The sequence below is a fragment of the Streptomyces sp. NPDC021020 genome, from assembly GCF_044333285.1.
Taxonomy (GTDB): domain Bacteria; phylum Actinomycetota; class Actinomycetes; order Streptomycetales; family Streptomycetaceae; genus Actinacidiphila.
In genome coordinates, this window is record NZ_JBIRQQ010000018.1 from 43,020 (window position 1) to 59,703 (window position 16,684).

The 16,684-nt window shown below is 75.6% G+C and carries 12 protein-coding genes; 4 read left to right on the forward strand and 8 right to left on the reverse strand.

The window, feature by feature from the left end:
* Positions 1–159: 159 nt before the first annotated feature.
* The 3 genes from meaB to ACH4SL_RS36215 are packed head-to-tail and all read right to left on the reverse strand — an operon-like array spanning position 160 to position 5,202.
* Positions 160–1,164 (reverse strand): methylmalonyl Co-A mutase-associated GTPase MeaB, encoded by a 1,005-nt coding sequence (meaB, locus tag ACH4SL_RS36205; protein ID WP_398454294.1) that lies wholly within the window; start codon positions 1,162–1,164, stop codon positions 160–162.
* A 7-nt stretch (positions 1,165–1,171) separates the two neighbouring features.
* Positions 1,172–3,364 (reverse strand): methylmalonyl-CoA mutase, encoded by a 2,193-nt coding sequence (scpA, locus tag ACH4SL_RS36210; RefSeq protein WP_398454297.1) that lies wholly within the window; start codon positions 3,362–3,364, stop codon positions 1,172–1,174.
* Complete coding sequence (locus ACH4SL_RS36215; RefSeq protein WP_398454300.1) at positions 3,361–5,202, reverse strand: methylmalonyl-CoA mutase family protein; 1,842 nt, start codon at positions 5,200–5,202, stop codon at positions 3,361–3,363. The genes scpA and ACH4SL_RS36215 overlap by 4 nt, the downstream gene beginning before the upstream one ends.
* 194 nt (positions 5,203–5,396) lie before the next feature.
* Between ACH4SL_RS36215 and ACH4SL_RS36220 the strand changes: the two genes are divergently transcribed.
* Both ACH4SL_RS36220 and ACH4SL_RS36225 read left to right on the forward strand, forming a co-directional pair.
* Positions 5,397–6,515 carry a HesA/MoeB/ThiF family protein gene (locus ACH4SL_RS36220; RefSeq protein ID WP_398454303.1) on the forward strand — a complete coding sequence of 373 codons (1,119 nt, stop codon included), beginning with the start codon at positions 5,397–5,399 and terminating at the stop codon, positions 6,513–6,515.
* A gap of 189 nt (positions 6,516–6,704) precedes the next feature.
* A complete protein-coding gene (locus tag ACH4SL_RS36225; RefSeq protein ID WP_398454305.1) occupies positions 6,705–9,569 on the forward strand; it encodes a carbohydrate-binding protein in 2,865 nt (954 codons plus the stop codon).
* A 61-nt stretch (positions 9,570–9,630) separates the two neighbouring features.
* On the opposite strand, the gene ACH4SL_RS36230 is transcribed toward ACH4SL_RS36225, so the two are convergent.
* The gene (locus ACH4SL_RS36230; protein ID WP_398454308.1) at positions 9,631–10,266 is read right to left on the reverse strand and encodes a maleylpyruvate isomerase family mycothiol-dependent enzyme; all 636 of its coding nucleotides are present in this window, start codon (positions 10,264–10,266) and stop codon (positions 9,631–9,633) included.
* A 493-nt stretch (positions 10,267–10,759) separates the two neighbouring features.
* Entirely contained in the window at positions 10,760–11,338 is a 579-nt protein-coding gene (locus ACH4SL_RS36235; protein WP_398454310.1) for a DoxX family protein, read from the reverse strand.
* Between the two features lie 148 nt (positions 11,339–11,486).
* Here ACH4SL_RS36235 and ACH4SL_RS36240 point away from each other — a divergent pair, with 148 nt between their 5' ends.
* Positions 11,487–12,368, forward strand: coding sequence for an oxygenase MpaB family protein (locus ACH4SL_RS36240; protein WP_398454313.1), 882 nt, complete (start codon positions 11,487–11,489; stop codon positions 12,366–12,368).
* Positions 12,369–12,591: 223 nt separating this feature from the next.
* Here ACH4SL_RS36240 and ACH4SL_RS36245 read toward each other — a convergent pair whose 3' ends face one another.
* Positions 12,592–13,599, reverse strand: coding sequence for a MerR family transcriptional regulator (locus ACH4SL_RS36245; RefSeq protein WP_398454315.1), 1,008 nt, complete (start codon positions 13,597–13,599; stop codon positions 12,592–12,594).
* 174 nt (positions 13,600–13,773) lie between these two features.
* Here ACH4SL_RS36245 and ACH4SL_RS36250 point away from each other — a divergent pair, with 174 nt between their 5' ends.
* On the forward strand, positions 13,774–15,411 hold the full coding sequence (locus tag ACH4SL_RS36250; RefSeq protein WP_398454317.1) for a serine/threonine-protein kinase: 1,638 nt from the start codon (positions 13,774–13,776) through the stop codon (positions 15,409–15,411).
* A gap of 29 nt (positions 15,412–15,440) precedes the next feature.
* Here the strand turns inward: ACH4SL_RS36250 and ACH4SL_RS36255 are convergent, their stop codons facing one another.
* Positions 15,441–16,355 carry a GNAT family N-acetyltransferase gene (locus ACH4SL_RS36255; RefSeq protein WP_398454319.1) on the reverse strand — a complete coding sequence of 305 codons (915 nt, stop codon included), beginning with the start codon at positions 16,353–16,355 and terminating at the stop codon, positions 15,441–15,443.
* Positions 16,352–16,684 (reverse strand): DUF6191 domain-containing protein, encoded by a 333-nt coding sequence (locus tag ACH4SL_RS36260; RefSeq protein WP_398454321.1) that lies wholly within the window; start codon positions 16,682–16,684, stop codon positions 16,352–16,354. The genes ACH4SL_RS36255 and ACH4SL_RS36260 overlap by 4 nt, the downstream gene beginning before the upstream one ends.

A 16,684-nucleotide genomic window follows, 5' to 3' on the forward strand; every position in this document is an offset into this window, starting at 1 on the left:
GCGCGCCGTACAGAGCCGCCGGACGGGCCCGCAGGCGCAGGCACCCGCGGGGCAAGCCCCCGCACCGTACCGACTCGCCGGGCAAGCCCCGCACCGTACGGGCGCCCAGGCAGGCCCCCGCAGCGTACCGGCCGCCCCGCGGCGCCCCCGCCGTGCCGCTCAGCCGTCCGCGTCGTCGAAGGCCCGCAGCAGGCGTTCCGCGGCGTCCGCCGCCGTGAGGGTTCCGGCGCGCAGGGCCGACTCGACCTCGGGGGTCAGGGCGCGGACCGCGGGGTGGGCGCCGAGGCGGGCCAGCAGCGTGTCGTGGACCGTCGACCAGGCCCATGCGACCTGCTGGGCGCGGCGCTTGGCGACGAGGCCGCCGTCCGAGGTCAGCCGGGAGCGGTGCCCCTCCAGCCGCTCCCACACCGTGTCCAGGCCGGTGGACTCGCGGGCGCTGCACGTGAGCACCGGCGGTGTCCAGGAGGCGTCGGCGGGGTGCATCAGGCGCAGTGCGCCGGCGAGTTCGCGGGCGGCGGCGCGGGCGTCGCGCTCGTGCGGGCCGTCGGCCTTGTTGACCGCGACGACGTCGGCCAGCTCCAGGACGCCTTTCTTGATGCCCTGGAGCTGGTCGCCGGTGCGGGCGAGGGTGAGCAGCAGGAAGGTGTCGACCATGCCGGCCACGGCGGTCTCGGACTGGCCGACGCCGACGGTCTCGACGAGCACCACGTCGTATCCGGCGGCTTCCATGACGACCATGGACTCCCGGGTCGCGCGCGCCACCCCGCCGAGGGTGCCCGCGCTCGGCGAGGGGCGGACGAAGGCGGCGGGGTCGGTGGCGAGGCGTTCCATCCGGGTCTTGTCGCCGAGGACGGAGCCGCCGGTGCGGGTGGAGGACGGGTCGACGGCGAGCACCGCGACGCGGTGGCCGAGGCCGGTGAGCAGGGTGCCGAAGGCGTCGACGAAGGTCGACTTGCCCACCCCCGGCACCCCGCTGATCCCGATCCGCCGGGCGCCGCCGGTGTGCGGGAGCAGCAGGGTCAGCATCCGCTGCGCCAGGGCGCGGTGGTCGGGTCGGGTGGACTCCACGAGCGTGATCGCGCGCGCCACGAGCGCCCGGCGCCCTTCGAGCACGCCCTCGGCGTACGCGTCGGGATCGATGGCCGCGGGTCGGGGCGTGGGCATACCGCGGCTACAGCTCCCCGTGGCCGAGCGCCGCGGCGAGCCTGGTCAGCAGGTCGTGCGCGGCCTCGGGGATCACCGTGCCGGGTGGGAAGACCGCGGCGGCGCCCGCCGCGTGGAGCGCGGGGACGTCCTGCGGGGGGATGACGCCGCCGACGACGATCATGATGTCGTCGCGGCCCTCCGCGGCCAGTTCGGCGCGCAGCGCGGGCACCAGCGTGAGGTGGCCCGCGGCGAGCGAGGAGACGCCGACGATGTGCACGTCCGCCTCGACGGCCTGCCGGGCGACCTCGGCGGGGGTCTGGAAGAGCGGGCCGACGTCGACGTCGAAGCCCAGGTCGGCGAAGGCGGTGGCGATGACCTTCTGGCCGCGGTCGTGCCCGTCCTGCCCCATCTTGGCGACCAGGATGCGCGGGCGGCGCCCCTCGGCCTCGGCGAAGCGCTCGACGAGCGCGCGGGTGCTGTCGGCGGCGGGGGTGCGGCCCGCCTCGTCGCGGTACACGCCGGAGATCGTACGGATCTGGCCCGCGTGCCGCCCGAAGACCTGCTCCAGGGCGTCGGAGATCTCGCCGACGGTGGCCTTGGCGCGGGCCGCGTCCACGGACAGCTCCAGGAGATTCCCGGTGCCCTCGGCGGCGCGGGTCAGCGCGCGCAGCGCGTCCCGGCAGGCCTCCTCGTCGCGCTCGGCCCGCAGGCGTCGCAGTTTGGCGATCTGGCTGGCCCGGACCGCGGAGTTGTCGACGGAGCGGACGTCGACCGGCTCGTCGTCGTCCGCCTGGTATTTGTTGATGCCGATGAGCGGCTGGCGCCCGGAGTCGATACGGGCCTGGGTGCGGGCCGCGGCCTCCTCGACGCGGAGCTTGGGGATCCCCGCGTCGATCGCCCGGGCCATGCCGCCCGCCGCCTCGACCTCCTGGATGTGCTGCCAGGCGCGTGTCGCGAGGTCGTGGGTGAGCCGCTCGACGTAGGCGCTGCCGCCCCACGGGTCGACGACCCGGCAGGTGCCGGACTCCTGCTGGAGCAGCAGCTGGGTGTTGCGGGCGACGCGGGCGGAGAAGTCGGTGGGCAGGGCCAGCGCCTCGTCGAGCGCGTTGGTGTGCAGCGACTGGGTGTGGCCCTGGGTCGCGGCCATCGCCTCGACGCAGGTGCGGGTGACGTTGTTGTAGACGTCGCGGGCGGTCAGCGACCAGCCGGAGGTCTGCGCATGGGTGCGCAGGGACAGCGACTTGGGGTTCTCCGCGCCGAACTGCCGGACCAGCCGCGCCCACAGCAGCCGGGCCGCGCGCAGCTTGGCGACCTCCATGAAGAAGTTCATGCCGATGCCGAAGAAGAACGACAGCCGTGGTGCGAAGGCGTCCACGTCCAGGCCCGCGGCCTGCCCGGCGCGCAGGTACTCGACGCCGTCGGCGAGGGTGTAGGCGAGCTCCAGGTCGGCCGTCGCCCCGGCTTCCTGGATGTGGTAGCCGGAGATGGAGATCGAGTTGTAGCGCGGCATCTTCCCCGAGGTGTAGGCGAAGATGTCGGAGATGATCCGCATCGAGGACTTCGGCGGGTAGATGTAGGTGTTGCGGACCATGAACTCCTTGAGGATGTCGTTCTGGATGGTGCCGGCCAGCTTTTCCGGGGGCACCCCCTGCCCCTCGGCGGCCACGATGTAGAGCGCGAGCACCGGCAGCACCGCGCCGTTCATGGTCATCGACACGGTCATCCGGTCCAGCGGGATGCCGTCGAAGAGCTGCCGCATGTCGTAGATCGAGTCGATCGCGACCCCCGCCATGCCGACGTCACCGCTCACCCGCGGGTGGTCGCTGTCGTAGCCGCGGTGGGTGGGCAGGTCGAAGGCGACCGACAGGCCCTTCTGCCCGGCGGCGAGGTTGCGCCGGTAGAAGGCGTTGGATTCCTCGGCGGTGGAGAAGCCCGCGTACTGCCGCACCGTCCAGGGCTGGTTGACGTACATCGTCGGGTACGGGCCGCGCAGGAAGGGCGCGATGCCCGGGTAGGTGCCGAGGGTCTCCAGGCCCTCCAGGTCGCGCGCGGTGTAGAGGGGCTTGACCGCGATGCCCTCGGGCGTCTCCCAGGCGAGGTCCACGGCGCTGCTGCCGGTCGCCTCCTTGACCGCGGAGGCCCAGCGCTCCTCGGTCGCGCCGGGGGTGTCGCCGTCCTCGGTGAAGGGGATGCCGGTGAAGTCCGGGATGCCGCTCATGCCGCCACTCCCGCTCGGTCGAGTACGAGGGTCAGGGCGGCGACGGCGTCGCAGCCCGCGAACACGTAGCCGTCCAGGCCCGGCAGGGTGTCCGGGCGGCCTGCCAGGTAGATCCGGTGGGCGCCCGCCGCGCGCAGCGCCGCGACGACGGCGGGCCCCTGCTCGGCGTAGAGCGCGTCGGTCGAGCACAGGCAGGCGGCCTGCGCGCCGCTCGCGGCGAAGGCCGCGGCCGCCGTGCCCGCGTCCACGGACACCGGGTCGTGCACCGGCTCGACGCCGCCCGCCTGGAGGATGTTGGCCGCGAAGGACGCCCGCGCGGTGTGCGCGGCCGCCGGGCCGAGTGCGGCGAGGAAGACCTTCGGGCGCGCGCCGGTCGCCGCGAGGTGGGCGTCGGAGCGGGCGCGCAGCGCCTCGTACGCCTCGTCGCGGCGCACCCGGGGCAGACCGCCGGAGGGCGGTGCGGGCGCCGGTGCGCGCTCCACGGGGCGCTCGGCGAGGTCGGGGAATTCGCTGACGCCCGTGACGGGTTCGCGGCGGGTGGCGAGCCGGCGGCGGCGCGCCGCCCACGTCGCGGCGATCCGCTCGCCGAGCAGGCCGGAGGCGAGGGCCCGCTCCTGGCCGCCCGCGGCCTCCAGCTCCTGGAAGAACTCCCAGCCGGCGCGGGCCAGTTCGGCGGTGAGCGACTCGACGTACCAGGAGCCGCCCGCGGGGTCGGCGACCCGGCCGAGATGCGCCTCCTCCAGCAGGATCGCGGAGGTGTTGCGGGCGATGCGGCGGGCGAAGGCGTCCGGCGCGCCGATCGCGGTGTCGAAGGGCAGCACGGTGACGGCGTCCGCGCCGCCCGTCCCGGCGGCGAAGGCGGCGAGCGTGGTCCGCAGCAGGTTCACGTACGGATCCCGGCGGGTCGCCATCACCCTCGAGGTGACGGCGTGCTGGCGCTGGCCGGCCGCGGCCGGGGCGCCGCAGGCGCGGGCGACGCGGGCCCACAGCCGGCGGGCGGCGCGCAGCTTGGCGGTGGTCAGGAACTGGTCGGCGGTCGCGGCGAAGCGGAATTCGAGCTGGCCGAGGGCGGCTTCGACGTCCAGGCCCGCGCCGGTCAGCAACCGCAGGTAGGCCACGCCGGTGGCGAGCGCGGCGCCCAGCTCCTGCACCTCGGAGGCGCCTGCCTCGTGGTAGGGCAGGGCGTCCACGGCGAGCGCCCGCACCCCGGGGTAGCAGCGGTGGACGCGGGTCGCGAGCGCCACGGCGTCGTCGGGGGCGGCGGCCTCGCCGGTACGGGCCGCGTGCCCGAGCGGGTCGGCGCCGAGGCAGCCGCGGACGGCGGCCGGGTCGACGCCGCGGGCCTCGTACAGCCCGATCAGCTCGCGGGCGGCGGAGGCGGTGTCGGGGCCGGCGTCCAGGACCACGGGGGCGAGGTCGAGGAGGACGCCGTCCAGGGCGCGGGCGAGGCCGCCGGGCGGGAGGGCGGGGCCGCGGACGGCCAGCCACAGCGAGGTCGCGCCGTTCTCCAGGTCGTCGAGCACGGCGGCGTTGGCGGCCGCGGGGTCGGCGAAGTCCAGCCGCGCGCGCACGTCCCACCCGCCGAGCAGGGCGCTGCCGCGGACATAGGGCGGGAAGCCGGGCAGGCCCGGGTCGGGCGCGGTGTCCTGCGCGGTGTAGAGCGGCCGCACGGTCACCCCGCCGTCCAGCACGGTCGTGAGGGCCGCCTCGGCCTCCGCGTCCGGCAATTCCCGACCCGACTTGCGCAGCACTCCCGCGACCAGCTGCCGCCACTGCGCGCGGCCGGCCTCCGGGAACGGGGCGGCCGGTGAGATCCCCTCGTCAGGCAGAACCGTCATACAGCGCAGGGTAGGGACGGCGCCTAAAGCCCGTCTGCCCCTAAAACCCGGGACCCCACCCCTAAGGGGTGCCGGCCGCGCGCCGCCCGGACGGCTCAGGACTACCGCGGCGGCCGGTTGACGGGCAGCCGTGGATGCATGTGGACTGCGGGGTGTCAGGCGTTCCGCCATTTGAACGGAGGCGAATCCTCCGCATGTTACGGCCGCGCGTCAAACCCGAACATTCCGGCTACCGCACCGTCGACGGGAAGGTCCGGCTCGGCAGTGTGGTCTACGGGATCGGTGTGGAGATCGACGATCCGGACGGCTGGGTGTGGGCGCTGGTGGAGGCGCTGGACGGCAGCCGTACGGCCGGCGAGGCGGCCCGGCTGGTGGCCGCTGCGCATCCGGCGGTGACGGCGGCCGAGGCCGAGCAGGCGGTCGCCGAACTCGCCGAGGCCGGGCATCTGGAGGACCTCGCCGCGCCCGCCCCCGCGCTCTCCGCGCGCGAGCAGGAGCGCTACAGCCGGGGCGTGCCGCTGCTGCGCTGGCTGGACCGGGGGCCGCGGCGCAGCGCGTGGGAGATGCAGGAGCGGCTGTGCGCCTCCCGGGTGCTGCTCGTCGGCCTGGGCGGGACGGGCGGCTACGCCGCGCACGCACTGGTCGCCTCGGGGGTCGGGCACCTGCACTGCGTGGACCCCGACACCGTCGAGCTGTCCAACCTCAACCGGCAGCCGCTGTACCGGGAGAGCGACCTCGGGCGTCCCAAGGCGGAGGCGGCGCGCGAGGCCCTGCGGGCGGTCAACTCGCAGGTCGAGGTCAGCTGCGGGCGGACCCGCGTGACAGGGCCGCAGGACGTCACCGCGCTGCTCGGCGCGCCCGCGCTCCCGTACGACCTGCTGCTGCTGTGCGCCGACCGGCCGCCGGAGATCCGCCGCTGGGCGAACGCGGCCTGCCTGGCGTCGGGCACACCGTGGATCGACGGCGGCTACCGGGGCCCGCTGGCGTCGATGGGGGTGTACGTGCCGGGGTCGGGGCCGTGCTGGGTGTGCCTGCGGGCGGGCGAGGTGGAGCGGCGCGAACTGGCCCTGGCACCGGGCCAGGACGAGGAGGCCGCGTCGCCGCGGATGCCGTGGAATCCCGTCACGGCCGTGACCGCGGGTCTGTCCGGGCTGCTGATCGCGCACGCCGCGACGGCGCTGCTCACCGGCGCCCCGCCGATGGAGCCCGGCTTCCGCTACGGCATCAACCTCGCGGCGCTGGAGGAGCCCGACGTCGAGCGCCACCCGCGCCGCCCGGACTGCCCGGCGTGCGGCGCGGGCGCGTCCGGCTGACACGCGGACCCCGTCCGGGGACGGTCGCCGCTCCGAGGCCGTCCCGATTCCGCACACCCTTCGCACTGCGTCGATCTTCCAGCCGTTCGTGAAATTTTTTCTTTACTCGATCGCAACCTTGCGGCGATTCCTTCGTGCTCTGTACGGTCGGGGCGCCCTTTCCCCCCACCGTTTGTGAAGGAGCATCAGATGCGGGTGTTGACCATCCCCCCGCGCGGCGCGCGCAGCGCCGGGCGGAGACTTCCGGCGGCCCTCGTGGCCGCCATGACCGTGGTGGCCGGCGCCGCCGCCACCGGGCTGCTGACCGGCGCCGCCGCGAACGCCGCCGCCCGTACGCCGGCGGCGGCGACCGCGGCGCAGGCCGCGCCCGTACCCGGCAACGGGGTCGGCGCGACCGTGCCGTTCACCGAGTTCGAGGGCGAGGCGGGTGTGCTGGGCGGCGGCGCCGGGACCGTCGCGCTCACCGCGGCGCCCACGACGCAGTATTCGAGCGCCGCGCTGGAGGCGTCCGGGCACGCGTACGCCCACCTCGGCGGCACCGGGCAGTCGGTGCAGTGGACGAACACCACCGGCTCGCCCATCAGCTTCCTCAACGTCCGCGCCAGCGTGCCCGACTCGGCGTCCGGCGGCGGCACCGCGACGACCCTGGACCTGTACGTCAACGGCGCCTTCCGGCAGGCGCTCCCGCTCAACTCCAAGCAGAGCTGGGTCTACGAGGGCAACAACAACTACAACACCAGCGACAACCAGAACCCGGCGGACGGCAGCCCGCGGGTCTTCTGGGACGAGGCGCACGCCTTCGTCACCGGCGCTCCGATCCCGGCCGGCGCCACCTTCTCGCTGGTCAAGGACGCCGCCAACAGCGCGGCGTCCTACGACGTCGACGTCGTCGACGCGGAGAACCCGCCTGCGCCGCTGCCGCAGCCCGCGAACTCGATCTCCATCACCAGCTGCGGCGCGGTCCCCGACAACACCCCCACCAACGGCGCCGCCGACGGCGCGGCCACCGACTCCGGGCCCGCCATCCAGAACTGCATCAACCAGGCGCAGTCGCAGGGCAGGACGCTGTGGATCCCGCCGGGCACCTTCTACGTCAAGGGCACCACGGGCCTGCGCGCGCAGGGCATCACGATCGCGGGCGCCGGCATGTGGTACAGCACCGTCTACCGCGATGTGCCGGTCCCCAACAGCACCCCGCTGGCGGCGCTGTTCGAGGTGACGTCCTGCCATGTGCAGAACTTCCACATCGACGCCAACGCCGTCAGCCGCAGCACGATCGGCGGTGACGGCGGCGCCATGGACACCACCGGCACCAACTGGTCGGCGGACGGCATCTGGACGCAGCACACCATGTCGGGCTTCTGGGCCTCCGGCACCGGCGGCAGCGTCAAGAACAGCCGGCTGACCGCGATCTGGGCCGACGGCATCAACGTCAACAACGTGTCGTTGAACGGCGGCAAGGGCAGCGACCTCACCGTCAGCAACAACTTCGTGCGCGGCACCGGCGACGACGCCATCGCGATCAACTCGGTGGACTACAACACCAACGGCGACGGCTCGAAGACGTACTACACGCCGATGGCCAACGTCACGGTCAGCAACAACACCTCGGTCGCGCCCTGGGGCGGCAAGGGCGTCGCCGTCTACGGCGGCAGCGGGCACCACGTCACGAACAACTACGTGAGCGACACCGCGCGTTACATCGGCCTGGGCGCCGGGCGCTTCGGCGTCAACGGCAACGACCTGCTCTCCGCGACGATCACCGGCAACGTCGTCGTCCGCTCCGGCGGCAACGCCTACAGCCAGGGCCAGCCCGCGATGCACATCGGCAACGGCGGGGACGGCCAGAACACCGGCACGGTCGACAAGGTCACCGCGACCGGCAACACCGTCGTCGACTCGCTCTACGACGGCATCGGCTTCTCCACCTCGACCAACTCCCTGCTCCAGGACAACACCGTCACCGACCCCGGCCGCAACGGCGTGGTGGTCTCACCGCCCTTCTACCCCGCGCCGACCGGCTCCGCGACGCTCACCCGCACCACCGTGACCGGCGTCAAGCCCGGCAACGCCGCCTACCTGAACAACTCCGCTGCCTTCACTGCCACGCTCAGCGGCAACAGCTGGCAGGGCGGCACCACCCCGCCGCCGGTCGAGGGACCGTACGGCGGCACGCCCGCCGCGGTGCCCGGCACCGTGCAGGCGGAGAACTACGACACCGGCGGGCAGGGCACCGCCTACAACGTCGGCTCCGTCAACGGCAACGGCACCGCCTACCGCGCGGACGGCGTCGACCTGGAGTCCACCTCCGACACCGGCGGCGGCTACGACCTCGGCTGGAGCAGCGGCGGGCAGTGGTTCCGCTACACCGTGAACGCTGCCTCGGCAGGCACCTACACCGTGGCCTTCCGGGTGGCCGCGCCCGCCGCCGTCAGCGGCGCCCTGCACCTTGCCGACGCCTCGGGCGCCAACCTCACCGGCGCGGTCGCCATCCCCGCGACCGGTGACTGGCAGGCCTGGAGCACCGTCACCGCCACCGTCACGCTGCCCGCGGGCAAGCAGGTCCTCACCCTCGTCGAGGACAACGGCGGCTGGAACCTCAACAGCCTGGCCTTCACCGCCGCCGGCGGCCCCGGCACACCGTCGAACCTGGCGGCGGGCAAGGCCACCGGCGAGTCCAGCCACATCGACGTCTACGCGTCCTCGCGCGTCACCGACACCGACCGGAACAGCTACTGGGAGAGCGCCAACAACGCCTTCCCGCAGTGGGTCCAGGTCGACCTCGGCGCCGCGCGGAGCGCCTCCCGCGTCGTGCTCAAGCTCCCCTCGGGCTGGGGCGCCCGCACCCAGACGCTGGCCCTCCAGGGCAGCACCGACGGCTCGTCCTTCAGCACACTGAAGGCCTCGGCCGCCTACACCTTCGACCCGGCGAGCGACAACACCGTCACCCTCACTTTCCCCGCCACCGCCGAGCGGTACTTCCGCGTCACGGTCACGGCGAACACCGGGTGGCCGGCCGGCCAGCTCTCCGACTTCCAGGTCTGGTCCTCCTGACCTGCCCCCGCGGGCCCGCCGAGGTGCGGCGGGCCCGCGGGCCCGGGGCGTCCCCGGGGCGTCACAGCGGGTCGCCCGCCAGGCGCCCCGGCGGCAGCGTACGGCCGGTGAGCGCGAGGACCAGGTCCTCGGCGGTGCCGCTCAGCACGGGCCCCGAGCCGAACGACCAGTCCAGGTCCGTCGCTTGCAGGCCGCGGCCGTCCAGCCGCACCCCGAAGTTCGCGGCGACGCCGCCTCGGGTCAGGCCGTCCAGCACGGCCGTGACCGTGGCGGGCGGGACCCGGCCCGCGGCGCCGAGCGGCACGGCCATGTCGAGGCCGTGGATCACCGCGTGGCTGAGGGCGCCCTGCCAGCCGCCGTCGGGCGACGTGAAGTGGTGGAGGGTGCCGCTGCGCAGCCCCGCGAGCAGTTCGGCCGTGGGCAGTGCGGCGTCCCGCGCGGCGATCTTGTCCGAGAGCGCGCCGAAGTCGTAGGAGCACGCCCGCAGTTCGGCCGTGAAGCGCTCCTGGTCGTAACGCGCCGGCATGGTCACGTGCGCGGCGACCTCGCGGATCCGCCAGCCGGCGCAGAGCGAGGGGGTGTCCCACTCCTCCTCGGACAGCGGCTCCAGCAGCGCCGCGAGCGCCAGGTACTCCGCCTCGACCGCGGGCTGCAACTCCGCGCCGCTGCCTTCCCCGTGGCCGTTGTTCGTCGTCATCGTCGGGCTCCCTCGTCGTCGTGCGGTCGGCGGACGTGCGTCCACCGTGCAGGACCGGCCGGGCGGCCGGAACTCATCGGCCGCGAACGGGATTCGCGGCGCGGGGAGGAGTGAGGGGGCCGCGGCGGCCGGGCGGGGGTTCGCGCCTGCGGGCACGGTACGCGGCGGCGTCATCTGGCGGCGGTTCGCCGCCGGGGCCACCGGTTCGCGCGGAGGGACCACCGGCCCGATGGCGCGCTCCACGGGGCGGTCAGGTCGCGGCGGGGGGATCGCGCCGTGGTCGGCCTGCGCGGGAGCCAGGTCACGCGGCGGGTCGGGTCGCGCGGCGGTCAACTCCCGACCGGATCACCGCGGGGGCGGATCACGCCACGGTCGGCCGCAGCCGGGTCACGCGACGGTCAGCTCAGGGTCAGTTTGGGGGCGGATCACGCCATGACCGGCCCGCGCCGCAGCCGGGTCGCGCAGGCCAGATCGTCCCGCAGCCGGGACGCGGTCAGGTCGCGGACGGGTCCGTCTCGGCGTCCGGGTCCGTGTCCGGGGCCGACCGCGCCGCTTGCTCCTGCGCTTCGGCCAGCACCGCCGCGCGGCGGTTGACCACGACGGTGGCCGCGGCCGCGCTCAGGGCGAAGGCCAGCAGCACCGTGCCGGGGCGGTTCAGGCGGTCGCCGGTCAGCGCGTCGAGGGAGAGGCAGCCGGGCCCGGCCAGGCCGAGGCCGGCGGCCACGAAGCCGAGGAAGGCCGGGTATTCGAAGCCGCCCTGGTGCGCGAAGAAGCCCGCGGGGGCGTGCACGGACACCGCACCGGCCATCGCGCCCGCCGCTGCCGCGCCCGCGACCGGCGTGGCCAGGCCCAGCGCCAGCAGCGCGCCGCCGCCCGCCTCGCCGAGCCCCGCGGCCAGCGCGCTCTCCCGGCCCGGCCGGAAGCCCATCTTCTCCATCACGTCCGCGGTGGCGTCGAGGCCGGACCCGCCGAACCAGCCCAGCAGTTTCTGCGAGCCGTGGGCGAGCAGCGTCCCTCCTGCGCCGAGGCGCAGCGCGAGCAGGCCGATGTCCTTGCGACGGCTGAACGGCATGAGCGGCCCTTCCGCAGGCGGGGCAGTACGCGGTCCGCGGCCCATCCTGCCCCGGCCCCGGGGCTCCCGCACCCGCTCGCCGCCGTGCGGGTGGACCCGTGCGCGCCCGGCGCGGCAGGGGCGTGCGCCGGCGCCGTAGAGTGGGGGTGTGGTGGCCTATCCCGAGATACCCGGGCTCGGCGCGGTGCGGCGGCGCCTGGGCGCGGAGCTTTTCGCCAGGGTGGCCGGGCCGGAAGGGCCCGCCACCCGGGCGCGGATCCACGACACCCCGGGGCCGCGCTGGTTCGCGCCCGACCGCCCGATCCGTACCGTGCACGGCGACGCGTCGATGTTCACCGGCGGCCTGTCCGCGCTGCTGCTCCAGTCGCTGCACCCGCTCGCGATGGCGGCGGTCGCCGCGCACTCCGGCTACCGCGGCGATCCGTGGGGGCGGCTCCAGCGCACCAGCGGCTTCCTGGCCGTGACGACGTTCGGGACCGCCGCGGACGCCGAGCACGCGGTCGCCCAGGTGCGGCGCGTCCACACGCGGGTCAGCGGCACCACGGCGGACGGCGAGCCCTACCGCGCCTCCGACCCGCACCTGCTGGCGTGGGTGCACGCGGCCGAGGTCGACAGCTTCCTGCGCGCGCACCGCCGGTACGGTGCCCGCCCGCTGGACGGCGCGGGTTACGACGCGTATGTCGCGGACACCGCCCGGGTCGGCGCCGCGCTCGGCGTGGTGGACCCGCCGCGTGACCAGGCACAGCTCGCCGCCGTCCTCGACGCGTACCGCCCGGAGCTGCGCGCCACCCCGCAGGCCCGGGAGGCAGCGCGCTTCCTGCTGCTCACCCCGCCGGTGCCGTGGGCGGCCCGGCCGGGCTACGCGGTGCTCACCGCGAACGCGGTGGCGCTGCTCCCGTCGTGGGCCCGCGTGCCGCTGCGGCTGCCGTGCCTGCCCGTGACGGAGGCGACCGGTGTGCGCTGGGCGGGCCAGGGCCTGACGCGGGCGATCCGCTGGGCGATGACCCCGCCACCCACGGGCGGCGCCTGAGGCGGCTCGGACCGCGCGGACGAAGCGGCGCGCCGTACCAGGTCCCGGCGCAGCCCCAGCCGAGCAGGCCCAGCGGCGGCACGCGCGGTCGGCCAGGATCGGCCGCCTCATGCCCTCGGCGCCCCCTCCCAGGGCTCCGGTGACGGCGGCCGCCGGGCAGCGGCGGGCCTCGGTGTCCCGCGCCAGCGGCGCGTACGCGTACCGCCAGAAGTAACGGCCGGGTTCACGGGCGCGTACGCGCGGACGCGAGCCACCGCACCACCTGCCCGGCGTGCTCGCCGGGCGCGTCCACGGGGTGGAAGACGTGCTCGACCACGCCGTCCCTGACGATCAGCGTGAGCCGTACGTACAGGCGCTGCCCGCCCGCCTCGAACGTCGGCAGGCCGAGCGCGGAGGCGAGGCGCAGTCCGGGGTCGGACAGCATCGCGAACGGCAGCCGCAGCCGCTCGGTCACCTCGCGCTGGTAGCCGGTGTCCTGGCCGGACAGGCCGTACACGGCGGTCGCGCCCGCGGCGGTGAGGTCGTCGTGGTGGTCGCGGAAGCCGCAGGCCTCGGCGGTGCAGCCGCGGGCGCCGGGGATGGTGTCCCACCCCGCGGGCAGGTCGGCGTCGGGGCGGCCGGTCAGCGGGTAGAGGTAGAGGACGGTGCGTCCGGGGCCCAGGCCGCCGAGGGCGACCGTGCCGCCGTCCGTCGCGGGCAGCGCGAGCCGCGGCAGGCGGAGCCCCGGCAGCCGGCCGCCGAGATCACCGGGCGCGGGCGGGGGCGCGGCGACGGGCGCGCCAGGCACGGCGGACGCGCCCGGCACAGCAAGCACCGCAGGCACGGCAAGCGCCGCGGGCCCGGCAGGTACCGCCTCCCGCGGCGCGTCCGCGCGGGTGGTGCGGTACGCGGCCTCGGTGAGGCGGGCGGCGATCCGGTCCCGGCGGTCGGTCAGCTCCGTGATGCGGGCGCCCAGTTCGTCGATCGCGGCGCGGTATTCGGCCAGCGAGGACGGGCAGTCGTCGGCGTCCGGCGCCCCGGCGGCCAGGCACTCCAGGAAGGGGCGGGTCCGCTCGGCCGGTATTCCCAGCTCGCGCAGCGCCCGCAGCTCGCGCACCGCGCGCACGTCGTGCTCGCTGAAGGTGCGGTAGCCGTTGGGCAGCCGGCTCGGCGCGACCAGCCCCAGTTCCTCGTAGCGCCGGATGGCCTTCGCACTCACTCCCGCGCGCCGTGCCACCTCGCCGATTTTCATGTCCTCCACCTCCCGGGCGGCCCTCCACTGGCAGCCGCTGCGAGCGTAGACCTTGCCCCCGGGGGCAAGGTCAACCGCGCGCGCGGCCACTCCGCGCACCGCCCGGGTCACACCTTCGCCACAGCCCCCGGTCCGCGCCCTTCCGGCCGGGGCGGAACTGGAATGATGCGCCCCATGGCAACGAACGGGGGCACGGGCGCGGAGCCCGCGCGCGAGGGCACGCGTCCGACGACCAGCTACGAGCTGAAGCCGCCCGGGCCCGCCGCCGCCGACGTCCCCACCGCTCCTGCGCCCTCCGCGCCCGCCGGCCGTACGGACGCCGCCCGCGGGGGCGGGAGCGGCGCGGCGCGGCTGCTCGGCGGGCGCTACCGGCTGCTGGAGCGGCTGGGCTACGGCGGGATGGGCACGGTGTGGCGGGCGCACGACGAGGTCGTGGACCGCGACGTGGCGGTCAAGGAGCCGCGGGTGCCCGACCACATGACGGGCGCCCAGCGTGAGACGGCCCATCTGCGGATGCAGCGCGAGGCGCGCGCCGCCGCCCGTATCGACCACCCCTCGGTGGTGACCGTGCACGACGTGGTCGTGGAGGACGGCCGGCCGTGGATCGTCATGGAGCTGGTACGCGGCCGGTCGCTCGCCGAGGTGCTGGCCGAGGGCACGCTCCCGCCGCGCGAGGCGGCCCGGATCGGGCTCGCCGTGCTGGGCGCGCTGTCCGCCGCGCACGAGGCGGGGGTGCTGCACCGCGACGTGAAGCCGGCGAACATCCTGCTCGGGCGGCACGACAGGGTGGTGCTCACCGACTTCGGCATCGCACAGGTGGAGGGCGAGGAGCCGCTCACCGAGACCGGCGCCTTCATCGGCTCCCCCGAGTACATCTCCCCCGAGCGGGTGCTGGGGCACCGGCCGGGCCCCGAGTCGGACCTGTGGTCGCTCGGCGTCGTCCTCTACCAGGCCGTGGAGGGCGTGTCGCCCTTCCGCCGCCAGGCCACCCCGTCGACCTTCCAGGCGGTGCTGCTCGCCGACCTGCCCGCGCCGCGCCAGGCGGGCGCGCTCGCCGCGCCGGTGCTGGGGCTGCTGCGCAAGGAGCCGGCGGCGCGGACGACGGCGGCCCGCTTCGCCGACGAGCTGCGCGCCGTACTGGACCCGCCGCGCGTCCCCGCCCAGCCCGCGGCCCCGGCCGGCGCCGAGCCGGCGCCCGTCCCCCCGCCGGGCCGTGCGATACGGGTGCTGCCCCGCAGCCGCCGCGGCCGCGCGGTCACCGCGGGGGCGGCGGCCGTCGTGGTGGCGGCGGCCGTGGTCGTGGTGGTGTCGCCGTTCGGCGGCGGCGGGATCCCGAAGGGCTGGAAGTCGTACGACGAGAAGGGCGTCGGCGCCACCCTCGCGGTGCCCGGCGACTACGTACGGAGCATCGACGACAAGGCCGTCACGTACACCGACCCGCAGAAGGTCTTCCGGGTGACCCTCACCAGGGCCCAGGGCGAGAAGCGCAGCGCGGCGGCGGTCGCGAACGCCACCCTGGACTGGTACAAGAAGGGCGGCACGGTCAACTACACCAACACCGCGGACGAGGCCGACGGCACGGTCACCGAGGCCGAGCAGCAGGGCGAGCCGGCCGCCCTGCTCGACCTCCACTACACCGACCTCACCGACGACGACAAGCCGGCGCTGCGCGAACTCGAACTGGACGTGGTCAGCGGCACGGGCGACCTCTACACCCTCGACGTCGTGATGCCGGCCGCCACGGCCCAGTCGCAGGAGGGCGAGCAGATCTTCGACCGGGTCAAGGACCACCTGGAAGTCCACTCGCTCTGATCCGGGGCAGGCCCGCTGCCGACCGGGCGTCAGGACGGCGGGCCGCCGATGAGCAGCCGGTGGCCCTCGGGCAGCAGGCAGCACAGCTCGTGCGCGTCCCAGGGCATGCGCTGCACGGGTCCGTCGGTCCGCCCGCCCGCCGCGGTCCAGCGGTCCGCGAGACCGGCGAGCGGGACACCTGCGTCGAGGGCGACCGTCACCGGCGCGATCGGCTCGCCGCCGGGCGCAAGCGCGAGCCGCAGGCCGGGGCCGACCGACCACGGGCCGAGCCGCGCGGCGGCGTAGCGCGCGGGTTCGCCGACGCGGAAGCCCGGTTCGAGGCCGAGCCCGGCGTGGAGCAGGGCGAGGGTGGCCTCGACGTCCCGCACCGGCAGGACCGGGTGCGCGAGGTAAAAGCGCTGCGGGCCCGGCTCACGGACCCGGCCGAGCACGACCTTCTCCCGGGTGCCGCCGACGGGCGTGGACATCGTGAAGCGGCCCCGTTCGGTCATCCCGGCGCGCCGGGCGACGCCGATCGAGCCGGTGTTGGCGGCGTCGGCCCACGCCTCGACGCGCTCCGTGCCCTCGACCGCGAAGAGGTGGTCCACGAGCGCGGCGACCGCCTCGCCGGTGATGCCGCGCCGCCACTGCTCGCGCCGCAGCATCCACGAGAGCCAGGGCGTCGGGGTGACGTCGGCCAGTTCGACGAGCCCGAGCGCGTCCGGCTCGCCCGCGCGCCGGATCGTCCACAGCCGCCCGTCGGGCCGCTCGACCCGGGCGGCGAGCCGCTCGCGGGTCTCGGCCTCGTCCCGGGGGGCCTCCTCGTCCGCCCAGGGGCGCGAAACCCTCGGGTCGCCGTACGCGAGGTGCAGGCCGGGGGCGTCCGCGTCCAGGTCGAGCGGGGTCAGCACCAGCCGTGCGGAGCGCACTTCGCCGGGCAGCGGGCCCAGTGGCTCGCCGCTCACCCGGCGAGGGGCCCGGCGCCGGACCGGAGCCGTACGACCGCGGTGCCGCCGTCCAGATCCACGGTCGTACGGTGCGGCGGCGCGCCGTCGTCCTCCTCGTCGCGCAGCAGCAGCGCGGAGCGGCGCTCCTTCAGCTCGTTCTGCTTGCCCGGGGACAGACTCGCGTGCAGCAGCTCGAACCCGGTCGCCGCCACCTGCCCCTGCCGCCCGGCGCCGCGCCACGGCAGTATCCCGGCGCGGCCCGCGTGCAGCAGCGCCTGATCGACGAAGGCCAGCACCGTGAGCAGGATGACCAGTCCGGGCAGCGTCATGAACACCAGCAGTGCCAT